The following is a 22,805-nucleotide window of genomic DNA, read 5'->3' on the forward strand; positions in this document are numbered from 1 at the left end:
TCGGCCTAGAGGTCGATCACGAGGCGGGGGCCGAGGGCGCGCGAGCAGCAGGGCGTGAAGTGATCGCCCGCGGCCTTCTCGTCATCGGTCTGGAAGGCGTCGCGATGGTCGATCTCGCCCTCGACGACCCGCGTTAGGCAGGTCCCGCAAACGCCCTGTTCGCAGGACAGCGGCACGAACACGCCGGCGGCTTCCAGAGCCTCCGCCGCGGTCTGGTTGGCGGCCACCGGCACGACCTGGCCGCTGCTGGCGAGGACCAGTTCGAAGGGACGGTTTTCGCTCGAAGAGACCTGGGCTGCGAAATGCTCCTTGCGAACCTGAGCCGGCGTCCATCCGCGCGCCGCCGCGCCTTCGGTCACGAAGCTCATGAAGCCCGTGGGGCCACAGACATAGATCCGACGCCCCGGCGTCGGCGCAGCGAGGATCTGGTCGAGGTCGAGGCGGGTGTCCGGCTCGTCGTCGAAGGCCAGGCGAACCGACGACGCGAACGGCGCGTTCGCCAGCTCCTCGAGGAACGCCGCGCGAGACCGCGAGCGGGCGCAATAGTAGAGCGTAAACGGCGCTCCCAGCGCATGAAGCCGATGCGCCATGGCGAGGATCGGCGTCACCCCGACGCCGCCGGCGAACAGCAAATGCTCGCGCCCGGCCTCATCCAAGGCGAAGAGGTTGCGCGGCGGACTGATCGTGAGCGTCGCGCCCTTGAGCAGGGCGTCGTGCACGAAGGCCGAGCCGCCCCGCGACGTCGGCTCGCGCAAGACGGCGATCCGATAGCGGCCCAGGTCAGCCGGGTCGTTGCACAGGGAGTACTGGCGGGTCAGGCCATTGCCGAGGAAGAGATCGACGTGGGCTCCAGCGCTGAACGGCGGCAGGTCGCCGCCGTCGGCGTGGACGAGATCCAGGCCGACAATATCGTCCGCCACGGTGGCGCGAGACGCGACGCGAACCTTGATCATCCGACGCGCGCCGCGGCTTCTTGCGCGATGGCCTTGTCGATCGCCATGCGCGAGCGCACCCCGCCGGCGTCGATGTTCAGCTTCAGAAGCTTGCGGTCGGGCCAGGCCAGCAGGTTCTTCTGTTGACGTTCCAGCATCTCTAGGTCTTCGCCAAAGATCTTGCCTTGGCCCTCGCGGATCGTGTCGGTGAGGGCCGCGTCCTGAACCGCGAAGCTGCGGGCCATGCCCCAGAAGTAGTGGTGCGAGGTCTCGGTCTCGGGCGTGATGAAGTCGACGACGACGCTGGAGACCTTCTTGTCCGCTGGCGCGTGGTAGCCGCCGTTTCCGGCCAGGGCGACGCCGACCTCGATCATCACGTGGCTGGGCAGCGAGAAGCGGCAGATCTGCCAACGGTCGACCAGGGCGTCCTCCGGCAAGCCGGCGCCCTTCAGCGCCATGCGCCAGAAGGGCGGGGCATGGATCCCGTCCATGAACCGGCTGGTCACAACCTCGTCCCCCTCGAGCTTGGTCGTCACCGGCGCCTCGTCGATCTCCTTCTGGCCGATGCTGGTGGCGTGGACATAGGTCTCGTGAGTCAGGTCCATCAGGTTGTCGACCATCAGCCGATAGTCGCAGGCGATGTGATAGAGCCCGCCGCCATAGGCCCAGTCCGGGCTCTCCGCCCAGAACAGCGGATGCAGCTTGGCGGGATCGGCCTGGGCCGGATCGCCTGGCCACACCCAGATGAAGCCGTAGCGTTCTAGCACCGGATAGGCGCGGATGGCGGGGAAGCCGCCGACCCTCTGGCCCGGCATGGAGGACGCGCGACCGTCGCAGCCCATGGCCAGGCCATGATAGCCGCAGACTAGCTCGCCATCCCGAACGAAGCCTAGCGACAGCGGCGCGCCGCGGTGCGGGCAGAAGTCCTCCAAGGCGACCGCCTGACCGTCCTTGCCGCGATGGAAAACGATGGACTGGCCGCAGATGCGCCGACCCAGCGGTTTATCGGCGATCTCGTTCGGCGTGCACGCGACATACCAGGCGTCGAGCGGCCAGGGGGGGAGGGAAGTCGCCAGTTCAGTGCCCATCTTCGTTTCCTCACGCGGTCTTTGGTCTTCGCCAATTGGATCCAATTGTCACGGCTAAGGCGGCCTGCGTCAAGATTGGATCCAATCTTGAGCTTGTTAGGCGCTCGGCCCGTCGGCTAGGATTCGGCCATGGAGACGCCGAGGATGAAGCCGGGCCAGCGGGTGCTGATGGCCCTTCGCAAGATGATCGCCTCGGGCGAGATCAAGAGCGGCGAACGTATCGCCGAGATCCCCACGGCCGCGGCGCTGGGCGTGTCGCGGATGCCCGTGCGGACCGCCTTGCGCAGCTTGGAGCAGGAAGGTCTCGTCGTCAGGCTCGGCGCCCGCGGCTACGCGGCCCGGGGCGTCTCGATCGGCCAGATCCGCGACGCCATTGAGGTGCGCGGCGTCCTGGAAGGCTTCGCCGTCCGGCGCCTGGCCGAAAAGGGTCTTGCGCCGGAGATCCATGAACGTCTGAGCACCTTGATCAAGGAGGGCGACGACCTGTTCGCCAAGGGACGGCTGAAGTCCGAGGACCTCGATCGATACGCCAGCTACAATCTGGCTTTTCACGACACCTTAGTGGCCGCCGCGGGCAACGCCGCCGTGGAGATCGCGCTGGCCCGCAACAACTTCGAGCCTTTCGCCGGGGCCGGAGCGCTGGCGTTGGACCTGACGGATCTCGCGGGCGAGTACGACCATCTCCTGGCCGCCCACCGCCAACACAAGGCCGTGCTGGACGCGGTCACGCGCGGCGATTTCCTGGCGGCTGAGCAGATCATGCGTGATCACGCCCTGGCCGCCGTCCGTAACGCGAAAGTCTTCGAGGCGGCCATGGCGGCCGGATCCCCAGTTGGTGCCGCGCCCACCATCCGCGCGGACTGAATCTGGGCGAACGAGGGCTAGAACTCTCCTCGGAACCGCTTTAGAGGCATTCGAATACAGTTTCCTCGGCGTACGAATTTTTTGGGATTTGCTGATATGGAAGAGATCGCCGCCTTCGGCGTCCTGGGAAACCGCCTGGGGCTGCAGCTGCATTATGCCGATGTGCGTGCGATGACCGGCCTGAGCGCTCGCCTGGCTCCGTTGGGTGTTACGCCGGCTCGAGCCACAGCGATCGTCTATATCGGTCTCCACCCGGGGTGTGATCAGACCACGCTTGGGCGAGCGTTGGGCGTCAATCGCGCCAGCACCGTCAAGGCCGTGGATGAGATGGAAGCGTTGGGCGCCATCGAGCGCCGCCCCGGACGCGATCGACGCACCAACGCCCTACATCTGACCTCTGCGGGCGAGGCGTTGCGGGCCCGTATCGAACAGGAAACGGCTATCCACGACCAGGAGGCCTTCGCGGTGCTCACCGACAAGGAGCGTGAACAGCTCAGCCTGCTGCTGGCGAAGCTGCGCTAGCTCTAGGCCGCGGGTTCCGTCACCGGTAGCCGCACGGTGAAGGCGCTGCCGCGGTTCTCTCCGGCGCTGTCCACGGTGATGACGCCGCCGTGCAGGTTGACGAGCTGCTTGACCAGGGCGAGGCCGATCCCGAGACCGCCCTGCGCCTTGCCCAGGTGATCCTCCACCTGGGCGAAGATCTCGAAAATCTTCGACTGCATCTCGGTCGGGATCCCGACCCCCGTGTCGGACACCGTGATGGAGGCCCATCCATCGGCGGCCCTTGCGGTCAGGGAAACAGTGCCGCCGCTCGGCGTATATTTGGCCGCGTTGTTCAGCAGGTTCGAGACGATCTGGGCCAGCCGGGTATGATCGCCGTCCAGCCAGATCGGCGTGTCCGGAAGATCCGTGACGAAGCTGTGGCCGCCAGCCTCGATGGTGTGCTGGCTGGCGTCGATCGCTGACTGCAGGACCTCGCCCAGTTCCACTCGCGCGGTCTTCAACACGATCTTGCCCTGGCTGACGCGTGAGACGTCCAGCAGATCGTCGACCAGATGGGTCAGGTGTTCCAGCAAGCGCTCCATGCGCATGCGGATATCCGCCGCGCGTTCGGGCGGGATGTCCTTGTTCAGCAGGTGCAGGCCGCCGCCGAGGGCCGCGACGGGGTTGCGCAACTCGTGAGCCAGGACGGCCAGGAAGTTGTCCTTGTGGCGGTCGGCGCGGCGCAGGGCCTGGGCCGCGGCTTCGAGCTCGTCGCGCTGAGCTTCTAGCTGCCGCCGCTGCTCGTAGAGGTCGAAGAAGACATTGGCCTTGCTGCGCAGGATGTGCGCCTCGATCGGCTTCTGGATGAAGTCGACCGCGCCCGCTTCGTAGCCTCGGAAGCGTCGCTGATTGCTGGCCGCGCCGGCGGTGACGAAGATGATCGGGATATGCTTGGCGCGCTCGCTGCCGCGCATGAATTCGGCCAGCTCGAAGCCGTCCATGCCGGGCATCTGCACGTCCAGCAGCGCCAGGGCGACCTCATGCTCCAGAAGAAGCTCCAGGGCCTCTTCGCCGGACCGGGCCTTGAGGCACGTCAGGCCATCGCGCTGCAGCAGCGCCTCGAGAGCCAGGAGGTTCTCTTCCAGGTCGTCGACCAGGAGGAAGTTGATCGGCTTGTCCGCTGTGGTCATGCGGTCCCCAAACTCGACAGGTAGGACGCGATCGCGTCGAGGGTCATGGTGGAGGCGGTCGGGCAGGCCTCCAGGGCGGCGTCGGGCATGGCCGTGGCGTAGGCCTCGGCGCGGTCTTGCACAATGGCTCTGCCCCCGGCCTCCAAAACCGCCCGGAGACCGGCCGCGCCATCATGGTTCGCGCCGGTCAGGATGACGCCGACAAGGCGCTCGCCATAGGCGTCGGCCGCGCTCTCGAACAATACGTCGATCGAGGGGCGGGAGTAGTTGACCGGTTCGTCGGTCGAGAGCGCCAGGGTCCCATCGTTTTCCACCAGCAGGTGGTAGTCGGAAGGCGCGAAATAGATCACGCCGCCGGCCAGCGGTTCCTTGTCTTCGGCCTCCTTGACGGTCAGGCGGCACTTGGCTTGCAGCAGGGGCACCAGGACGTTGTCGCGGTCCGGCGGCACATGGACCACCACCAGCACCGGCAGCGCGAAGCCTGGGGGCAGGGCGGGAAGCAAGGCCAAAAGCGCCTGCACGGCGCCGGCGGACGCGCCAATCACGATAAGGCGGACGCCGCTCATGACTCGCGCCTCTGGTAGATCTTCTCGGCGGCGGCGAACTCCGAGAACGCCGCGGCGTGCGCCGAGAACCGGAGGCTCTCCTTGGAGCCCAGACCTAGAAAGCCCTTGCGCGTCAGGGACTCGCGGAAGAGGCCGATCGCGCGATCCTGCAGCGGACGATCGAAATAGATCATCACGTTGCGGCAGGAGATCAGGTGCATTTCGGCGAACACCGCGTCGGTCACCAGGCTGTGGTCGGAGAAGACCACCCGGTTGCGCAGCGACTTGTCGAACGCCGCGCGGCCGTAGGCGGCGGTATAGTAGTCGGACAGCGAGGACTTGCCGCCGGACTTCTGGTGGTTCTCGGTGAACTTGCGGATGCGGTCCAGGTCGTAGACCCCGGCCTCGGCGGCGGCCAGCGCCTCGGGATTGATGTCTGTCGCGTAGAAGATCGTCCGGTCGTAGAGACCTTCCTCGCGGAACAGGATGGCCAGCGAATAGACCTCCTCGCCGCTGCTGCAGCCGGCGATCCAGACCTTGAGGGAGGGATAGGTGCGCAGGTGTGGCACGACCTTTTCGCGCAGGGCGCGGAAGTAGGACGGGTCGCGGAACATCTCGCTCACCTGGACGGTGAGAAAGCCGAGCAGGCGCGGAAGCATGGACGGATCGTGCAGCACGCGATCCTGCATCGCCGACACTGACGAGAAGCCCAGTTGGCTGCGCGCCTGGGTCAGGCGGCGCTTGATCGAGGCGCGCGCGTAATGGCGGAAGTCGTAGTGATAGCGCTGGTACAGCGCCTCCAGCAGCAGCTGGATTTCAAGGTCTTCGATATCCGACACGCCTACCTCGGCATCCAGACGCGGACCAGCGACAGCAGCTTGTCGACGTCGATCGGCTTGGCCATGTAGTCGTTCGCGCCGGCCTCGATGCAGCGAGCTTGGTCGTCGGGCATGGCCTTGGCCGTCAGCATCAGGATCGGCAGTTTCGACCAACGAGGATCGTCGCGGATCGTCCGGGTCGCGGTCAGGCCGTCCATGACCGGCATCATGACGTCCATGAGGACGAGATCGATCTCCTTGCTCGGATCCTGGGCCGCGCGGCCAAGCGCGTCGATCGCCTCCTGGCCGTTGCGCGCGATCTCGACGACCGCCCCGCGGGGCTCCAGCACGTTGGTCAGGGAGTAGACATTGCGGATGTCGTCCTCGACCACCAGGATCCGGCGGCCTTCCAGCACCGCGTCGCGGTTGCGCGCCTTCTGGATCATCTTCTGCTGCTCGGGCGGCAGCGCCGCGACCACCTGGTGCAGGAACAGCGAGACCTCGTCCAGCAGGCGCTCGGGCGACTTGGCTCCCTTGATGATGATCGAGCTGGAATAGCGGCGCAGGCGCTGCTCGTCGTCGGGCGACAGGTCGTGGCCCGTATAGACGATGACCGGCGGGAAGGCGTGGTCGCCGTCCTGGCTGAGCGTCTCCAGCAGCGAATAGCCCGAAGCGTCCGGCAGCGAGAGATCCAGCACCATGCAGTCGAAGGTCTCGCGCTTGAGCGCCTCCAGGCATTCGGCCGCCGTGCCGACGCCGACCGTCTCGACATCGGCGGAGGTCAGGAGCTTGCCGACCGCCTCGCGCTGGACGCGGTCGTCCTCCACGATCAGCACGCGACGCACCGTGCTGGCCAGCTTGGCCTCGAGGGTCTTCAGCACCTCGGCCAGATCGTCCCGTTTGACCGGTTTGACCAGATAGCCGATCGCGCCCAGCGACAGCGCCGTCTGGCTGTGGTCCTCGGCCGAGATCACGTGGATCGGGATGTGCCGCGTGGCGTCGTCGCGCTTCAGGCGGTCCAGGACGAGCAGGCCGGATTCATCGGGCAGGCCCACGTCCAGCACGACCGCGCTGGGCTTGAATTCGCGGGCGAGCTTGACGGCCTCCTCGGCCGTGCCCGCCACCAGGCACTGGAAGCCCTGCTCGCGCGACAGGTCGCGGACGATGCCGGCGAAGGTGTCGTCGTCCTCGACGACCAGCAGCACGCGACGCGCGCCGTGAGCGTTGTCGCGGTCGTCCTCGACGGCTTTGGGCGGCGCGCTTTTCTTCGCGCGGATCCGAGGCGCGGGGCCCGCGAGCGACGCCTCCGCCGGCAGTCGCGGCGGTTCGCGCGGCGCAACCCGGGTCGGATCGTAGGCGAGGGGGATGGTGACGGTGAAGGTGCTGCCTTCGCCGGGCTTGCTTTCCAGGCTGATGGATCCGCCCAGAAGGCGCGAAAGCTGGCGACTGATCGAGAGGCCAAGGCCGGTGCCGCCGTACTTGCGGCTGATGGTGCCGTCCGCCTGGCGGAACGCTTCGAAGATGGCTTCTTGCTGCTCTCGGGAAACGCCGATGCCGGTGTCCTTGACCGAGAAGGCGATGTGCTCGTCGCCCGCCGGAGCGATCTTCAGACGCACGCCGCCCTTCTCGGTGAACTTGAAGGCGTTGGAGAGGAGGTTCTTCAGCACCTGCTCCAACCGCTGGCGATCGGTCTCGATCACCTTGGGCGCGTCGTCGGCCACCTCGATGGCGAAGTCGAGGCCTCGGTTGTCGGCGACGGGATTGAATAGCTGGCGCAAGTCCCCCGTCAGCCGTTGCAGCGAGACGGTCTCTGGACGCACCTCGACGTGGCCGGCCTCGATCTTCGACAGATCGAGGATGTCGTTGATCAGGTTGAGCAGGTCGGCGCCCGAAGACTCGATGGTTTGGGCGAACTTGACCTGTTCAGCCGACAGGTTGCCGTTCGGATTGTCGCTGAGCAGCTTGGACAGGATCAGCAGCGAGTTGAGCGGCGTGCGCAGCTCGTGGGACATGTTAGCCAGGAAGTCGGACTTGTACTGGCTGGCCTGCTCCAGCTCGCGCGCCTTCAGCGCCACGGCCGCGCTGGTTCGCTCCAGCTCGTCGCGCTGGGTCTCCAGCATCTGGGCCTGTTCCTCCAGCTGGCTGTTGGTCTGCTCCAGCTCGGCCTGCTGCTGCTCCAGACGAGTCTGGGATTCCTTCAGGGCGCGGCCCTGTTCCTCAAGCTCCTCGTTGGAGACGCGCAGTTCCTCGCTCTGAACCTGCAGTTCTTCCGACTGGCGTTGTGTCTCTTCCAGCGTGTCCTGCAGCTCGGCGCGGTAGCGGGCCGAGCGCAGTCCGACGCCGATCGCGCCCGAGGCCTGGTTCAGCAGCTCAACGACCCGATCGTCGACCGGATGCAGGAAACCCAGCTCGATCACGGCGTTGACCACGCCGTCGGCCTTCACCGGCACGATGACCAGGTGCCGGGGCTTGTCCTGGCCCAGGGCGGAGCCGATGGTGATGTAGCCGTCCGGCACGTCGCGAACGATCGTCGCCTGGCCTTCCGCGGCGACCTTGCCCAGCAGGCCTTCCTTGAGGTTGAAGCGCTCCGGAGTCTGGGCGTCGGCGGGAATGCCCAGGCTGGCGGCGCGATAGAAGTGACCACCGTGGCCCTTGAACAGCGCGCCGGCCTGGAAGCCCAGATATTGCGACAGGAAGGCCAGGATGTTGTCGGCCAGCATCTCGACAGAGAGGTCGCCCATCATGGCTGACCCAAGACCCACCTGGCCGGCTTGCAGCCATTCCTCGCGCGCCTGAGCGCGGGCGGCGCGGCGGATCAGGTAGAACACCGCCAGGGTCAGCGCTCCGCCAAGCACGCTCGCTAGCACCCCGCTGAGCAGCGCTGTGTTGTACGCCGCGCCCATGGTCGTCAGGCGCAAGGCGCGCAGTCGGCTCTCCTCCTGCCGCATGACGCCGACCTGGCGGCGGATCGCGTCCATCTCGGCCTTGCCGCGATCGGTGTTGACCACGGCCAGAGCGGCTTGAGCGTTGACGGTTCGGCGCAGAGTGATTGTCTCGTCCAACTCGCCGAGCTTGGCCGCGATCTGGCGCTTCAGGACCTTCAGATTGGCCTGCTGGGTGGGATTGTCCCGCGTGAGGCTTTCGACCGCTTCGGATCGTGAGGCGACCGCTGAGACAGCGGCTTGATAGGGCTCGAGATAGCGGTCGTTGCCGGTCAGCAGATAGCCCCGCTGTCCCGTCTCGGTGTCTTGCACGGTGGAGAGCAGATCATCGATCGCCATCAGCACGTCGTGGGAGTGCCAAATCTTTTGGCTATTGCTCCGCAGCATCTCGACGTTGCGATAGGCGACGAGACCGCTGCCCACGAAAAAGAGCAGCACCAGGGTCAGGCCCAAGGTCGCCCAGACCTCCATGCGGGACCAGGGCAAGGACGAACGCGATGAGCTTGTGGTCGACATGTCAGTCCCGAAGGCGAAACGCTAGAACGCTAGGCGATGAATGGTTGGGGCGTTTTGGCGTGGAGACAGTGTTTCGCGCGCCAATGAGCGCGCGCTCCGCCCGCGACTCCCGACGTCAAACACTGTCGCCAAAACGAACACCACGCCCCCGTGCGCACTGCGGCGCGTAGGGTCCCAAACGCCATCGAATGGCAAAGGTTCCCTGGGCGCGCCTGTTTCTTGTCCGCACCTCGCGAAGGCCTAGCGACCCTTGCCTAGAAGGGCTTGGCCGTGAGGGTTATGCCCACCGTGCGGGGATCTCCGAGGATGGCGGTGTAGGGCGTGATGGTCGTGGCGGCGGCGAAGGCGACGGCGTACCGCTTGTCGAAGAGGTTTTTGGACCACAGCGTCACCGACCAGCGCTCGCCCCGCCCGCGCAGCCCAATCCCGGCGTTGGTCAGAACGTAGCCGTCTTGCCGGCCATAGGACGAGAGCGGATTCAGGTTGGCGCGGCTTCGCCACATTTCGTTGGCATAGGCGAAGAAAGATAGACCGCCGCCCAGAGGCTGTTCCCAGCGTGCGCTGAGGTTGCCGGTCCAATTGGGGGCGAACGGCGCCGACTTGCCCGAAAGGTCCACGGAGAGGGGCGCGCCGACATAGCCATATTCGACCGGCGGCGGCGCGTTTCTGTAGGAGAGATAGATCGCCTCGCCCCAGGCGGTGCTGAACGACAGGTTCAGGTGGTCGGAGACTTGGGCGGCGCCTTCCATCTCGACGCCTCTCAGACGGACCTTGCCGACGTTCGCCAAGTAGGTGCGGGTGCTGGTCGGATCGCTCAGCGTGGCCTGATAGCCGTCGATCGTGTTGTTGTAGAGATTGGCGTTCAGCGTGGCCCGGCCGCCGGCCAGGGTAGTCTTGATCCCCAGCTCGTAGTCGGTCGATTTTTCAGGCCCGATGATAATGGTGTCGCCGACCTTGGCGCCCAGATTGGCCGCGCCGGACTTTTCGCCATAGCTGGCGCTGGCATAGGCCAGGACGTTGTCGCTGATCCTGTACGACGGATTGATCAACCAGGAGATCGAGCCGTCATTCTTCTTGCCGCTCACCGTATAGGCCGAGCCCGTCACCGCCGCGCGATACGGGGCGAGAGCGGCCGGCAGGGCCGCGCCGCCAAACGAAAAGACCCGGTTCGAGGCCTCGCGGGATTCGTGAGTGTATCTCAGGCCGGCGGTCACCGTGGCCCGCTCGCTCACATGCCAGGCGGCCTGGCCGAACACCGCCGCGCTGGTGGTGTCGGCCGCGCCGATCTGGTCGCCCTCGACGCCGTCCAGGATGGCGGCCGGTAGCGTCGGGGCCAGGAAGAAGGCCGAGGCTTTGGACAACAGCTCGACGCGGTAGTTGCTGCGCACCTGCTGCCGCAGCAGATAGATCCCTGTCTGCCAATCGATCCTGTCGCCGGTCGGCGAGGCCAGCCTCAACTCCTGTGAGAACTGGTCGACATCGACATCATAGCCCGCCCGGAAGATCGGGTAGGGCGTGTAATCACTGTCGTTGCTGGGGCGATAGTAGAGCCTGCGCCAGGCGCTGATTGAGGTCAGCGTATTGGCCCCAAGCTTGAAGTCGGCGATGTTCGACACACCGTCGGTCTTGGAGATCAGGCGCGCCTGGGTGTCCAGATTGGCGTCATTGACGTCATAGGACGCGGCGTAGCCGAACCCGGTCTTCAGCTTCCGCGCCCAGCCGTTCCGGACGGTCCCGTTGACGTAGGTGAGGGGATCGCCCACCGGCGGGTAGTAGTTGTTGTACTCGTCGGTGTCGTAGTGTTCGACGATCAGCCGGTCGGTGAAGGACGGATTGGGATCGAACTGCAGCTGTCCGCGAACCGCCCAGCGCCGGTTATCCAGATAGTCCTTGCCGTCGATCTTGTTGCTGATCCAGCCCCCGCCCGTGTCGCCATAGAGCGTCAGTCGTCCCGCCACCTTGTCGGCGACGATCGGTCCCGAGATGTTCATGCGGACCTGGTAGTGGTCGCGGCTTGAAAACGTCGTGCTGAGCGTGGCGTCGGGGCGATAGGACGGGGCCTTGGTCGTCACGATCAACGCGCCGAGGGTCGTGTTCTTGCCCAGCAGGGTGCCTTGCGGGCCGCGGGCCAGCTCGATGTGGTCGAGGTCGACGAAGTCGAGCCAAGAAAATCCCGGGTGGGTGAAGAAGACGCCATCGACGATCAAGCCGACGCCAGCTTCCGAGCCGTCGCTGTTGGCGTTCCCGCCTAGGCCCCGAACGGTCAGCGTGGAGACGCGCGCGTTCTGCTGAAGGGCCCCGAAATTGGCGATCTTGGCGGCGTAGTCGGCCACCCGGTCCAGGCGTTCGGTCTTGAGCACTTGGCCGGAAACGGCTGAGACCGTGATCGGAACGTCCTGCAGCTTTTCTTCCCGGCGTCGCGCCGTGATGGTGATCTGATCCACCGCTTGACCGGACTCGGCTTCCGCGGCGCCCGGAAGGTCGACCTCGCGGGCTTGGGCGACGCCGGCGATCACGGCGCAGGCCAGAACGCTGGCTCCAGCAAGGAGCCGGGCCTTTGAATGGGTGGTTTTGCTCTTGGTCATCGTGCCCCCGTGGGACACGCGGGCTTGCGCCTCATCTGAGTCCCGAAATCCTATTTATCTGATGGGTTTTTTCGAGAGGCGCAAACCAGAAGGCTTCAAAGCGCGGCCGGGATTTCTACGGCAGGCGCTTCCTGAGGTCGTCGGACGAGGGCCAGCCTCCTGGCGGAGGATCTCGTTTAGGCGGAAGACCCGTGTGTCTGGGCCGCCTTTATACAATCCTTATGCGCGGCATCGCCTTCCGCATCGCGCCTTTACGCGGCTTCGTGGTCCCTGGCCTCCGACACCAAAGGAGGCCTTGATGGCTGATCTTTTCTATGGGGCGCTGGCCGTTGGCCTGTTCGTCCTGTTCGGCGCGTTCGTCGCCGCGTTGAGGCGCGTCTGACGATGCTCGTGAACATCCTCTGGGGCGCCGGCGCGATCGTCGTCGCCGGCTACATGGTCGCGGCGATGCTGCGGCCCGACAAGTTCTGACGGACCTATTCCATGACATGGCAAGGATGGGCGGAGATCGCCCTGACCCTCAGCCTGGCGGTCGCGATCGGCTGGCCGCTAGGCGTTTTTCTGTCGCGCGTCTGGAAGGGTGAGCGAACCTTCCTCGATCCCGTGATGCGACCGGTCGAGACGCTCTTCTATAAGGCTTGCGGCGTCGATCCGACCAAGAGCCAAAGCTGGCACGCCTACGCCTTGGCCCTGCTGGCCTTCAACCTGGTGGGCTTCGTCTTCGTCTACGCGGTGCTGCGCCTGCAGGGCGTTCTGCCGCTGAACCCGCAAGGCTTCCCCGGGCTTTCGGGGCACCTGTCGTTCAACACGGCGATGAGTTTCGTCACCAACACCAACTGGCAGAGCTATGCGGGCGAAAGCACGATGTCGACGCTCAGCCAGATGCTGGTGCTGACCGTGCAGAACTTCGTGTCGGCCGCCACCGGCGCGACCGTCGCCGCGGCGCTGGCGCGGGCGTTCATCGCCAATCGCGGCGAGGGCGTCGGCAACTTCTGGGCCGACCTGATCCGCACGACGCTCTACCTGCTGCTGCCGCTGTCCTTCGTGGTCGCGGTGGTTCTCGTGGCGCTGGGCCTGCCCCAGACCCTGGCCGCCGGCGTCACCGCCCATACGCTGGAGGGCGCTGACCAGAAAATCTCGCTCTACGCCGTCGCCTCGCAGGAGGCGATCAAGATGCTAGGCATCAACGGCGGCGGGATCTTCAACGTCAACTCGGCCCATCCGTTCGAGAACCCGACGCCGCTGACCAACCTGATCACGGCAGTCTCGATCGACACCCTGGGCTGGGCGGCCTTCTTCGCCTTTGGCCGGATGGTGCTGGCCAAGAAGGATGTGCGCGCGCTCGTGATCGCCGCCTTCGTGCTGCTGTTCGCCGGGGCGGCGGGCATTTACGCCACCGAGACCCAAAACCCGCCGGCCCAGGTCGCCGCCAAGGTCGACACGTCGGTGAACATGGAGGGCAAGGAGGTCCGCTTTGGCGCGCCGGCCACGGCCGCCTGGGCCGCCATGACCACCGGCGCCTCCAACGGCTCGGTCAACGGCATGCACTCCAGCCTGATGCCTCTGGGCGGCGGGATCGCGATGTTCCTGATGCAACTGGGCGAGATCCTGCCCGGCGGCATCGGCTCGGGCCTCGCCATCATGGTCGTCATGGCCCTGTTGTCGGTCTTCGTGGCCGGCCTGATGGTCGGCCGCACGCCCGAGTACCTCGGCAAGAAGGTCGAGGCGCGCGAGATCCAGTTCTCGATCCTGGCGGTGGTGATCATTCCGCTGTCGATGCTGGGCTTCTCCGGTGTCGCCGCCGTCCTGCCCGAGGCGCTGAAGGGTCTGATGCACAGCGGACCGCACGGCCTGTCGGAGATCCTCTACGCCTATGTCTCGGGCACGGCCAATAACGGCTCGGCCTTCGCGGGCCTGACCGCCAACGCGCCCTGGTGGAACGTGACGCTGGGGATCGCCATGGCCCTGGGCCGCTTCCTGCCGATCGTCGCCGTCCTGGCTATCGCCGGCAGCCTGGTGACCAAGCCCAAGCTCGCCCCCACCGCTGGCACCCTGCCGACCGATGGCGGTCTCTTCATCGGCCTCCTGATCGGGGTGATCCTGATCCTGGGCGGCCTGCAATTCTTCCCCGCGATGGCGCTGGGACCGATCGTCGAGCACTTCCAAGCGCTTGGCGCGGTCGCGGCTCTCCGCTGAGTGGTGATCCCATGACATCCGTAGATATCCATGCCGACCAGGGCCGACGCGCCCTGGGGGGCGGCCTCTCCGGGCCGGTCCTGGCCCGCGCGGCCAAGGACGCCTTCCTCAAGCTCGATCCGCGCAAGCTGACCGGCAATCCGGTGATCTTCGCGACCTGGCTGGTGGCTCTGCTGTCGACCGTCTCGGCGGTCGCGGCGGTGGCGACCCACCAGGCGGCGGGCTTCGCCATCCAGATCGCGATCTGGCTGTGGGCCACGGTGCTGTTCGCCAACCTCGCCGAAAGTGTCGCCGAGGGCCGCGGCAAGGCGGCCGCCGACAGCCTGCGCGCCACCCGCGTCACGACTAAGGCTAAGCTGATCATCGACCCCAAGGCCGGGACCTGGATTCCGACCCCGGCGCACAAGCTGGGCATGGGCGAGGTGATCCTGGTCGAGGCGGGCGACGTGATCCCGACCGACGGCGAGATCATCGAAGGCATGGCCAGCGTCAACGAGGCCGCCATCACCGGCGAGAGCGCGCCCGTGATCCGCGAAAGCGGCGGCGACCGCTCGGCCGTCACCGGCGGCACCACGGTCGTCTCCGACTGGATCAAGGTGCGGGTCACGGCCGAGGCGGGCTCGACCTTCCTGGACCGCATGATCGCCATGGTCGAGGGCGCCGACCGCCGCAAGACGCCGAACGAGATCGCCCTGGCCGTTCTGCTGGCGGGCCTGACCCTGATCTTCCTGATCGCGGTCGTGACCCTGCTGGGCCTGGGCAAGTTCTCGGGCGTGGCCCTGGATCCGCTGGTTCTGGGCGCGCTGTTCATCACCCTGATCCCGACCACCATCGGCGGCCTGCTGAGCGCCGTCGGCATCGCCGGCATGGACCGCCTGCTGAAGGTCAATGTGCTGGCGACCTCGGGTCGCGCCGTCGAGGCGGCCGGCGACGTCGACACTCTGCTGCTGGACAAGACCGGCACCATCACCTTCGGCAACCGCATGGCCACCGAGGTGATCCCCGCGCCGGGCGTGCGTCCGGACGCGGCGATGAAGGCGGCCCTGATGGCCTCCCTGGCCGACGAGACGCCGGAAGGTCGCTCGATCGTCGAGCTGGCCCGCAACGCGGGCCTGACCGTCGAGCCGCCCGAAGGCGCGACCTCGATCCCCTTCACCGCCCAGACCCGCCAGTCGGGCCTGGATCACGGAGGCCGTAGCTGGCGCAAGGGCGCGGTCGACGCCGTCTACCGCTCGCTGGCGCTGGAGCCGAAAAGCATCCCGCCCGAGCTGACCGCAGCCATCGACCGTATCGCCCGCTCGGGCGGCACGCCCCTGGCGGTCAGCGAGGATGGCGTCCTGGTCGGCGTCATCCACCTGAAGGACGTCGTGAAGCCGGGCGTGAAGGAGCGCTTCGCCGACCTGCGCCGCATGGGCCTGCGCACGGTGATGATCACCGGCGACAACCCGGTGACCGCGGCCGCCATCGCCTCGGAAGCCGGCGTCGACGACTTCCTCGCCGAGGCCACGCCCGAGGACAAGCTGCGGCTGATCCGGGAAGAGCAGGGCAAGGGGCGCTTGGTCGCCATGTGCGGCGACGGCGCTAACGACGCCCCCGCCCTGGCCCAGGCCGACGTCGGCGTCGCCATGCAGACTGGGGCTCAGGCGGCGCGCGAGGCGGGCAACATGGTCGATCTCGACAGCGACCCGACCAAGGTCATCGAGATCGTCGAGGTCGGCAAGCAGATGCTGATCACCCGCGGCGCCCTGACGACCTTCTCGATCGCCAACGACGTCGCCAAGTACTTCGCCATCATACCGGCGATGTTCGTGGTCTCGCTGCCGGCGCTCGGCGCGCTGAACGTGATGAAGCTGCACAGCCCGCAGAGCGCCATCCTGTCGGCGGTGATCTTCAACGCCCTGGTGATCGTCGCCCTGATCCCGCTGGCCCTGAAGGGCGTGAAGTACCGCGCCGTCAGCGCCGGCAAGCTGCTGTCGCGCAACCTGACCCTCTACGGGCTGGGCGGCCTGATCGCGCCCTTCGTCGGCATCAAGCTGATCGACCTCGTGGTCTCGGCCCTGGGTCTGGCCTGATGCTCGGCCCAATCGCCAGGGACTTCGTGTTCGGCGCCCTGGCGATTGGGATCATCTTTCTGACGGCCTGGTCCGCCAAACTCTTCCTTTGAAAGAAACGATCCAATGACTTCGCAGTTCGCTTTCCGCGTTCTCGCCGCCGCCTCGACCTTCGCGCTGGCCGCCGGCGTCGCGCAGGCGCAAGATGGGCCCAAGCTGAGCTACAATCTCGGCGTCGCTTCGGACTATGTGTTCCGCGGCGTTTCCCAGACCCAGGAAGACCCGCAGGTCTTCGCTGGCGCCGACCTGAGCGCCGGCAAGCTCTACGCCGGGACCTGGGCCTCCAATGTCGACTTCGGCGACAAGACCGACGCCGAGGTCGACCTCTACGCCGGCTACAAGCCCACCGTGGGCGCGGCCACGCTGGATCTGGGCGTGATCTACTACGGCTATGTCGGCGCGCCCAAGGGCGCCGACTATGGCAATGTCGAGGTCAAGGCCGCCGCCTCGATCCCCGCCGGCAAGGGGGGGCTGGGCGCCGCGGTATTCTATAGCCCGGACAGCTTCGGCGCGGCTAAGGAGGCGGTCTACTACGAGCTGAACGGCAGCTATCCGATCGCCGCCAAATGGACGGTCTCGGGCGCCGTCGGCCGGCAAGCCTACGAGGGTTCGGGCGACTACACGACGTGGAATGTCGGCGTGGCCTACGCCCTGACAGACAAGCTTTCGCTGGACCTTCGCTATCACGACACCGACGAACACGGCTTCGGCAAGACGTATGGCTCGCGCGCCGTGGCGTCGCTGAAGGCCATGTTCTAAGAAGAGCACGGAGACATTCATGCTTTCGCATCTTCGCCCCGCCCTGGTCTCTATGGGCCTCTTCACCGTGCTGCTGGGGCTGGCCTATCCGCTGGCCGTCACCGGCGTCGCCCAGGCGGCGTTCCCGGCCCAGGCCAACGGCAGCCTCGTCCGCGACGCCGACGGCAAGGTCGTGGGCGCGGCCCTGATAGGCCAGGCCTTCGCCAAGCCGGAATACTTCCACGGTCGCCCCTCGGCTGCGGGGAACGGCTATGACGCCAGCGCCTCCAGCGGCTCCAACATGGGGCCGCTGAATGAGAAGCTGATCGACCGCGAGAAGACTGACGCGGCCGCGCTGCGCGCCGAAAATCCGGGCGCGGTCATCCCGGCCGACGCGGTGACGACCTCGGCCTCGGGCCTGGACCCGGACATCTCGCCGGCCAACGCCCGCTTCCAGGCGCCGCGCGTATCGCGTGAGCGCGGCGTGCCCCTCGGCCAGGTGACGGCGCTGATCGACGCCCAGATCCAGCAACCTCTGCTGGGCTTCATCGGCCAGCCGCGCGTCAACGTCCTGGCGCTGAACCGGGCGCTCGACGCTCGCTATCCGAAAGGCGGCTAGTGCCGGCGGACGAACCGAAAAGACCCGACCCCGAGGCGCTCCTGGCCGCCGCCAACAAGGCGCGCCGGGGGCGCCTCAAGGTGTTTCTGGGCATGGCGCCCGGCGTGGGCAAGACCTACGAGATGCTTCGCGCCGCTCGCCGTCGCAAGGCCGAAGGGGCGGACGTCCTAATTGGCGTCGTCGAGACCCACGGCCGGCGCGAGACCGAAAGCCTGTTGCGCGGCCTGGACGTCCTGCCACGTCGGCCGATCGAGCATCGCGGCCGGGTCCAGATGGAGTTCGACATCGACGCGGCCTTGGCGCGCAAGCCCAAGATCCTGCTGGTCGACGAGTACGCCCATTCGAACGCCATCGGCTCGCGTCATCCCAAGCGCTGGCAGGACGTCGAGGAACTGCTGGCGGCCGGCGTCGATGTCTGGACCACCCTGAACGTTCAGCACCTGGAGAGCCTGGTCGATGTGGTCCAGCGCATTACCGGCGTGCGCCAGCGCGAAACCGTGCCCGACAGCGCCCTCTCGCGCGCCGACGACATCGAGCTGGTCGACATCACGCCCGGCGAGTTGCGCGAGCGGATGGCGGCCGGCAAGGTCTATGTTCCCGAGACGGCGCGTCTGGCGGCGGACAACTTCTTCAAGGTCGAGAACCTCACCGCCCTGCGCGAGTTGGCCTTGCGCCGGGCCGCCCAGACGGTGGACGATCAACTCGTCGCCACCATGCGCGAGAAGGGCGTCGAGGGGCCCTGGGCGGCGGGCGAGCGGATCCTGGTGCTGGTCAGCGGCGACGCCATGGCCGCAACCTTGGTCCGGGCGGGCCGGCGCCTGTCGGACATGATGATGGACGCTCCGTGGATCGTCGCCCACGTCGAGCGGACCGACCGACCGCTGGCGAAGGACGGCGACACCGCGCGGCTGCGCGAGGCCTACCGCTTGGCCGAACAGCTGGGCGGCGCCACGGTGGCCCTTACCGGCGGCGATATCGTCGACACGGTGATGGCCTACGCGCGCCGTCACAACGTCACCCAGATCGTCATCGGCAAGTCGGTCGAAAGCCGCTGGCGAGAGCTGCTCGGCCGCTCGCTGGCGACGGCCCTGCTGCGCGAGGCCCGGGGCGTCGCCGTCCACGTCGTCACCGAGGCGGCGCACGAGCGCGAGCGGAAGCCGGCGAGGCCGCTTGGTCTGGCGCGTTGGCGGGGCTATGCGGTCGGCGCGCTGTTTGTCGCCGCCGCCACCTTGGCCGCCTGGGGTCTGGACGTAACCTTCGACCGCGTCGATCTGGGCATGATCTTCCTGGCCGCGGTGCTCGCGGCCGGGGTGTTGCACGGCCTGCGACCCGCCCTGGCGGCGGCGACGGTCGCCTTTCTGATCTACAACTATCTTTTCCTGGAGCCCCGCTACAGCTTCGTGGTCGGCTCGCCCACCGACTTCATCACCCTGATTGTCTTCTGGGCCGTGGCCTTGGCCTCGGGCGGCCTCGCCGGACGTGTCCGAGACCAGGCCCTGGGCTCACAGCGCCGCGCCGCCGCGGTGACAACCCTGCTGGCCGCCAGCCGAACGCTTTCGGCCGCGACCGGCCGCGACGCCGTGGCCCGCGCTTTGGCCGAGCAGGTCTCGGCGGCGGCCGGAGGGCGGGCGCTGGTGTTGTTGCCGCAGGGCGACGAGATCGCGCCCGCTTTCGGCTCACCGAGTCTAGAGCCGCTCGACGCGGCGCAGATGGCGGCCGCGCGCTGGGCTTGGGAGAAGGGGGAGCCCGCCGGCTTTGGCACCGGAACCCTCCCGCAGACGCGCTGGACCTTCTGGCCCATGGAGGGCGTGCGAGGGCGAAACGGCGTGGCGGGCGTCGAGGCCGGCGCCGCGCCGCCGGGATCGGATCATGAGCGTCTAGTCCTGGCCCTCTTGGAACAAGGTGCGGTTGCCTTGGAGCGCTCACAGCTGGCGTCCGCGGCGGTCGAGGCCGAGACCCTGCGCCGCGCCGACCACTTTCGTTCGGCCCTGATGAACTCCGTCAGTCACGATCTGCGCACGCCGCTCTCGACCGTGCTGGGCGCCTCGACCACGCTGATCGACTACGGCAACAAGCTGACCAAGCCCGTGCGCGAGGACTTGGTGGTCAGCATCCGCGAGGAGGCCGAGCGGCTGAACCGCTATGTCGCCAATCTGCTGGACATGACCCGCATCGAGGGCGGCGCCCTGCGGCTTCGCACCGACTGGATCGATGTGCGCGACGTGCTCAACGCCGCCGCCGAGCGTGTCTCTCGCCGCCTGGGCGGACGTCCGCTGACTCGCGACTATCCGCGCGAACTTTCGCTGGTCCAGGCCGACGCCAGCCTGCTGGAGCAGGTGGTGGTCAATGTGCTGGAGAACGCCATCGCTTATAGTCCGCCAGAGGCCCGCATCGAGATGGCGGCCTATGAGGACCGTTCAAACGTGGTGATCAGCATCGAGGACGAGGGGAAGGGCATCCCCCCCTCGGAGCTGGAGCGCGTCTTCGACAAGTTCCGCCGCATGGAGGAGCCCAGCGACCGCAGTCAGGGCGCCGGCCTGGGCCTTTCGATCGCCAAGGGTTTCATCGATGCGCTGGGCGGGCGCATCGCCGCCGCCAGCCCCATTCATGACGGCAAGGGGACGCGAATCCTGATCAGCCTGCCGAAGGGCGTCGACACGCCGCACCATCTGCTATGACGTCGGCATGAGCGCGCTTCGCCATCGAATTCTCGTCATTGACGACGAGCCGCAGATCCATCGCTTCCTGGGGCCCGCGCTCGACGCGGCCGGCTATGAGGCGCTGCGCGCCGACAGCGGCCAGGAGGGTCTACGCGGCATCGCCTTGTGGTCGCCGGACGCCGTGGTGCTCGACCTTGGTCTGCCCGACATGGACGGCAAGGAGGTGCTGGAGAAGGCGCGAGCCTTCTACGAGGGGCCGATCCTGATCCTGTCGGCGCGCGACCGAGAGGTCGAGAAGATCGACGCGCTGGATCGCGGCGCCAACGACTATGTCGAAAAGCCCTTCGGCGTGGGTGAGCTGCTGGCGCGACTGCGCGTGGCGCTCAGGCAGTCGACCACGGTCAAGCGTCCTACCGAGCCGCTGTCGCTGGGCGATGTCGTGATCGATCTTGATCGGCGTCTCGTGACCAAGGCGGCCGAGCCGGTGAAGCTGTCGCCCAAGGAGTTCGACCTTTTGAGCCGCCTGGCGATTTCCCTAGGCAAGGTGCTGACCCACAAGGAGCTCTTGGTCAGCGTGTGGGGGGCGGCCCACGCCGAGGACACCCAGTATCTCCGGGTTTTCGTGGGCCAACTGCGGCAGAAGCTCGAGGATGATCCCAGCAAGCCAGCGCTGATCCTGACGGAGCCCGGCGTGGGATATCGTCTCGTGCAATAGACGGCGTCGCGGCCAGCCAGGCGGCGGGACCGCGACCATCGCGAACCGCTATTGAGCCGCTCTCGGCTCCAGGCTGAGCGCGCGCGCGGCGATGGCGGCCTGGGTCCTGTTGTGGACGTTCAGCTTACGCATAACCGCCGTCATGTGCGCCTTCACCGTCGCCTCGGCGATGCCGAGGTCGAAGGCGATCTGCTTGTTCAGCAGTCCGGAATTGACGCCCTCCAGAACCTTCAGCTGCGACGGCGTCAGATCGCAAAGGCCGACCCGCGTGGTGGCCTCGATATTGTCCTGCTTTTTCCCGGTCATGTTCACCCCTGCTTTTCCTGTCCCACACCGTGCGTCTTCCGACGAACGGCCCCCCGCCTTGGTCTGTGCGCCGGTCTTCGCCAGCGGGCGGTTGGTGTCTACGAACGTAGTTATATTAGTTGGACAGATTCAAACGGAATGGTCAATGTTAACGCAAACAATTTCCACAGGCGTTGCCATTGGCGTGAATCTGTTGGACAGGTTTCCGGTGAATGACGCCAAAAAGGGGAGGGGCGGATGAGCCAGGGGCGTCTAGCCGATCAGGCCTATCTAGGCATCGTCGAGATGATCAAGGTCGAGGGCCTGACCCCTGGCGACCGCTTGCCGTCCGAAGCGCGGCTGGCCGAGATCTTCGGCATGTCGCGCACCATCGTCCGCGAGGCCCTGGTCAGACTGGCCGCTGACAGCATCACCGAGGCGCGTCGCGGCGCCGGGTCATTCGTCAAGAATCTGCCGTCGGACAAGCTGGGCGCCTACGTGCCGCTGTCGGAACTGCCTTCCACGCTGGGTAGCTACGAGGTGCGGTTCGTGTTGGAAGCCGAGGCCGCGCGTCTGGCGGCCGCCCGGCGATCAAGCGAGGAGATGGCGGGGATCGAGGAGGCTCTGTCCAGTCTTCGCGCCGCGCTGTTGTCGAATGCGCCCGCGCACGACGAGGACATGGAGCTGCACCGTCGGATCGTGCTGGCCACCGCCAATCCGGCTTTCCTGGTGACGTTCGAGGCGCTGCAGCCCGACGTCGACAAGATCATGCGGGCCGGCGTCGATATCTCGCGCTCGCGGCCGCCCGAGGCCATCGACGAGATGATGCGCGAGCATGAGATGATCGTGGAGGCGATCCGCGCTCAAGACGGCGACGGCGCGGCCTTGGCGATGCGCTGGCACCTGTCGCGCGGAAGAAAGCGGCTAATGCCCTGAGGCGACGATGCTCCGCGCCGGCGGCTTGTCGGCCAGCCAGGCTTGGACGCTGTCGCAAAGCTGATCCGGGGAAAGAAGCGCGTCGAGCGCAAAGATTTGCTCTTCGTCGGCGGGCCGTTCAAGCGTCGCCAACTGGCTGTCGAGCAAGCTGGCGGGCATGTAGTGATCGGGGCGTTGCGTCATGCGCCTCAGCAGTTCCTCGCGATCGGCGTCGAGCAGCACGAAGCGAACCGGCGCCCCGATCGCGGCGCGTAGCCGTTCCCGATAACGCAGTCTCAACGCCGAGCAGGCGGCGACGGCCTGGCCTTCGGACGCCAGGGCGTCCTTGATCGCCAAACCCAGCCGATCCAGCCATGGCCACCGGTCTTCGTCCGTCAAGGGACGTCCCGCGCGCATCTTCGCGACCGCCGCATCGTCATGGAACGTGTCGCCTTCGAGAAACACGCAGCCGAGGCGACGCGCTAGAAGGGCGCCCAGCGTCGACTTCCCGCACCCGCTGACGCCCATGGTCACGATGGCAAGCCCCTTGTCAGGGCGCACGCGGCTGGATGGCGTCTGCAAACGGGCTCCCCGTGGCTGGCG

Annotated in this window: 17 protein-coding genes and 1 pseudogene; 9 read left to right on the forward strand and 9 right to left on the reverse strand. The window is 66.9% G+C overall.

Features of this window, described 5'->3' with window-relative positions:
- Positions 1 to 5 precede the first annotated feature (5 nt).
- Together CSW60_RS00575 and CSW60_RS00580 are read right to left on the reverse strand one after the other, a co-directional pair.
- Positions 6 to 953 carry a PDR/VanB family oxidoreductase gene (locus CSW60_RS00575; protein WP_099535201.1) on the reverse strand — a complete coding sequence of 316 codons (948 nt, stop codon included), beginning with the start codon at positions 951 to 953 and terminating at the stop codon, positions 6 to 8.
- The gene (locus CSW60_RS00580; RefSeq protein WP_099535203.1) at positions 950 to 2,020 is read right to left on the reverse strand and encodes an aromatic ring-hydroxylating dioxygenase subunit alpha; all 1,071 of its coding nucleotides are present in this window, start codon (positions 2,018 to 2,020) and stop codon (positions 950 to 952) included. The genes CSW60_RS00575 and CSW60_RS00580 overlap by 4 nt, the downstream gene beginning before the upstream one ends.
- Before the next feature lie 129 nt (positions 2,021 to 2,149).
- On the opposite strand from CSW60_RS00580, the gene CSW60_RS00585 reads away from it, so the two are divergent.
- Positions 2,150 to 2,884: a GntR family transcriptional regulator gene (locus CSW60_RS00585; RefSeq protein ID WP_099535205.1), complete on the forward strand. Its 735-nt coding sequence runs from the start codon at positions 2,150 to 2,152 to the stop codon at positions 2,882 to 2,884.
- 96 nt (positions 2,885 to 2,980) lie between these two features.
- A complete protein-coding gene (locus CSW60_RS00590; RefSeq protein ID WP_099535207.1) occupies positions 2,981 to 3,406 on the forward strand; it encodes a MarR family winged helix-turn-helix transcriptional regulator in 426 nt (141 codons plus the stop codon).
- Positions 3,407 to 3,408: 2 nt separating this feature from the next.
- Here the strand turns inward: CSW60_RS00590 and CSW60_RS00595 are convergent, their stop codons facing one another.
- The 5 genes from CSW60_RS00595 to CSW60_RS00615 form a co-directional block, all read right to left on the reverse strand.
- Positions 3,409 to 4,557, reverse strand: a complete 1,149-nt coding sequence (locus CSW60_RS00595; RefSeq protein WP_099535209.1) for a hybrid sensor histidine kinase/response regulator — start codon at positions 4,555 to 4,557, stop codon at positions 3,409 to 3,411.
- Positions 4,554 to 5,123, reverse strand: coding sequence for a chemotaxis protein CheB (locus tag CSW60_RS00600; protein ID WP_099535211.1), 570 nt, complete (start codon positions 5,121 to 5,123; stop codon positions 4,554 to 4,556). The genes CSW60_RS00595 and CSW60_RS00600 overlap by 4 nt, the downstream gene beginning before the upstream one ends.
- Positions 5,120 to 5,941, reverse strand: a complete 822-nt coding sequence (locus tag CSW60_RS00605) for a protein-glutamate O-methyltransferase CheR (protein ID WP_099535213.1) — start codon at positions 5,939 to 5,941, stop codon at positions 5,120 to 5,122. Before CSW60_RS00605 ends, CSW60_RS00600 begins: the two co-directional genes overlap by 4 nt.
- Before the next feature lie 2 nt (positions 5,942 to 5,943).
- The gene (locus CSW60_RS00610; RefSeq protein ID WP_099535215.1) at positions 5,944 to 9,333 is read right to left on the reverse strand and encodes a response regulator; all 3,390 of its coding nucleotides are present in this window, start codon (positions 9,331 to 9,333) and stop codon (positions 5,944 to 5,946) included.
- A gap of 299 nt (positions 9,334 to 9,632) precedes the next feature.
- The gene (locus tag CSW60_RS00615) at positions 9,633 to 11,963 is read right to left on the reverse strand and encodes a TonB-dependent receptor (protein WP_099535217.1); all 2,331 of its coding nucleotides are present in this window, start codon (positions 11,961 to 11,963) and stop codon (positions 9,633 to 9,635) included.
- 483 nt (positions 11,964 to 12,446) lie between these two features.
- Here CSW60_RS00615 and kdpA point away from each other — a divergent pair, with 483 nt between their 5' ends.
- The 6 genes from kdpA to CSW60_RS00650 all read left to right on the forward strand — a co-directional run bounded on the left by kdpA (position 12,447) and on the right by CSW60_RS00650 (position 21,002).
- Entirely contained in the window at positions 12,447 to 14,159 is a 1,713-nt protein-coding gene (gene kdpA, locus CSW60_RS00625) for a potassium-transporting ATPase subunit KdpA (protein WP_099535219.1), read from the forward strand.
- 11 nt (positions 14,160 to 14,170) lie between these two features.
- Positions 14,171 to 16,231, forward strand: coding sequence for a potassium-transporting ATPase subunit KdpB (gene kdpB / locus CSW60_RS00630; protein WP_099535220.1), 2,061 nt, complete (start codon positions 14,171 to 14,173; stop codon positions 16,229 to 16,231).
- A 105-nt stretch (positions 16,232 to 16,336) separates the two neighbouring features.
- Positions 16,337 to 17,029, forward strand: coding sequence for a TorF family putative porin (locus CSW60_RS00635; protein WP_099535222.1), 693 nt, complete (start codon positions 16,337 to 16,339; stop codon positions 17,027 to 17,029).
- Between the two features lie 19 nt (positions 17,030 to 17,048).
- Positions 17,049 to 17,627 carry a potassium-transporting ATPase subunit KdpC gene (gene kdpC, locus CSW60_RS00640; RefSeq protein ID WP_099535224.1) on the forward strand — a complete coding sequence of 193 codons (579 nt, stop codon included), beginning with the start codon at positions 17,049 to 17,051 and terminating at the stop codon, positions 17,625 to 17,627.
- Positions 17,627 to 20,305 (forward strand): sensor histidine kinase KdpD, encoded by a 2,679-nt coding sequence (locus CSW60_RS00645; RefSeq protein ID WP_099535226.1) that lies wholly within the window; start codon positions 17,627 to 17,629, stop codon positions 20,303 to 20,305. The genes kdpC and CSW60_RS00645 overlap by 1 nt, the downstream gene beginning before the upstream one ends.
- Positions 20,306 to 20,312: 7 nt before the next feature.
- Entirely contained in the window at positions 20,313 to 21,002 is a 690-nt protein-coding gene (locus CSW60_RS00650; RefSeq protein WP_099535228.1) for a winged helix-turn-helix domain-containing protein, read from the forward strand.
- 48 nt (positions 21,003 to 21,050) lie between these two features.
- Here the strand turns inward: CSW60_RS00650 and CSW60_RS00655 are convergent.
- A pseudogene (locus tag CSW60_RS00655) lies at positions 21,051 to 21,251 on the reverse strand (response regulator transcription factor); the annotation flags it as partial.
- Between the two features lie 294 nt (positions 21,252 to 21,545).
- Between CSW60_RS00655 and CSW60_RS00660 the strand changes: the two are divergent.
- Positions 21,546 to 22,223, forward strand: coding sequence for a FadR/GntR family transcriptional regulator (locus CSW60_RS00660; protein WP_099535232.1), 678 nt, complete (start codon positions 21,546 to 21,548; stop codon positions 22,221 to 22,223).
- Here CSW60_RS00660 and CSW60_RS00665 read toward each other — a convergent pair.
- Positions 22,212 to 22,784, reverse strand: coding sequence for a gluconokinase (locus CSW60_RS00665; RefSeq protein ID WP_236634191.1), 573 nt, complete (start codon positions 22,782 to 22,784; stop codon positions 22,212 to 22,214). The two genes, CSW60_RS00660 and CSW60_RS00665, sit on opposite strands and share 12 nt — an antisense overlap.
- Positions 22,785 to 22,805: the final 21 nt, after the last annotated feature.

The sequence above is a fragment of the Caulobacter sp. X genome, assembly GCF_002742635.1.
GTDB lineage: Bacteria > Pseudomonadota > Alphaproteobacteria > Caulobacterales > Caulobacteraceae > Caulobacter.

Bases quoted from the DNA above. Each gene is read 5' to 3' on its own strand.
- CSW60_RS00575 (WP_099535201.1), bottom strand. From the start codon at position 953: ATGATCAAGGTTCGCGTCGCGTCTCGCGCCACCGTGGCGGACGATATT.
- CSW60_RS00580 (WP_099535203.1), bottom strand. From the start codon at position 2,020: ATGGGCACTGAACTGGCGACTTCCCTCCCCCCCTGGCCGCTCGACGCC.
- CSW60_RS00585 (WP_099535205.1), top strand. From the start codon at position 2,150: ATGGAGACGCCGAGGATGAAGCCGGGCCAGCGGGTGCTGATGGCCCTT.
- CSW60_RS00590 (WP_099535207.1), top strand. From the start codon at position 2,981: ATGGAAGAGATCGCCGCCTTCGGCGTCCTGGGAAACCGCCTGGGGCTG.
- CSW60_RS00595 (WP_099535209.1), bottom strand. From the start codon at position 4,557: ATGACCACAGCGGACAAGCCGATCAACTTCCTCCTGGTCGACGACCTG.
- CSW60_RS00600 (WP_099535211.1), bottom strand. From the start codon at position 5,123: ATGAGCGGCGTCCGCCTTATCGTGATTGGCGCGTCCGCCGGCGCCGTG.
- CSW60_RS00610 (WP_099535215.1), bottom strand. From the start codon at position 9,333: ATGGAGGTCTGGGCGACCTTGGGCCTGACCCTGGTGCTGCTCTTTTTC.
- CSW60_RS00615 (WP_099535217.1), bottom strand. From the start codon at position 11,963: ATGACCAAGAGCAAAACCACCCATTCAAAGGCCCGGCTCCTTGCTGGA.
- kdpA (WP_099535219.1), top strand. From the start codon at position 12,447: ATGACATGGCAAGGATGGGCGGAGATCGCCCTGACCCTCAGCCTGGCG.
- kdpB (WP_099535220.1), top strand. From the start codon at position 14,171: ATGACATCCGTAGATATCCATGCCGACCAGGGCCGACGCGCCCTGGGG.
- CSW60_RS00635 (WP_099535222.1), top strand. From the start codon at position 16,337: ATGACTTCGCAGTTCGCTTTCCGCGTTCTCGCCGCCGCCTCGACCTTC.
- kdpC (WP_099535224.1), top strand. From the start codon at position 17,049: ATGCTTTCGCATCTTCGCCCCGCCCTGGTCTCTATGGGCCTCTTCACC.
- CSW60_RS00650 (WP_099535228.1), top strand. From the start codon at position 20,313: ATGAGCGCGCTTCGCCATCGAATTCTCGTCATTGACGACGAGCCGCAG.
- CSW60_RS00660 (WP_099535232.1), top strand. From the start codon at position 21,546: ATGAGCCAGGGGCGTCTAGCCGATCAGGCCTATCTAGGCATCGTCGAG.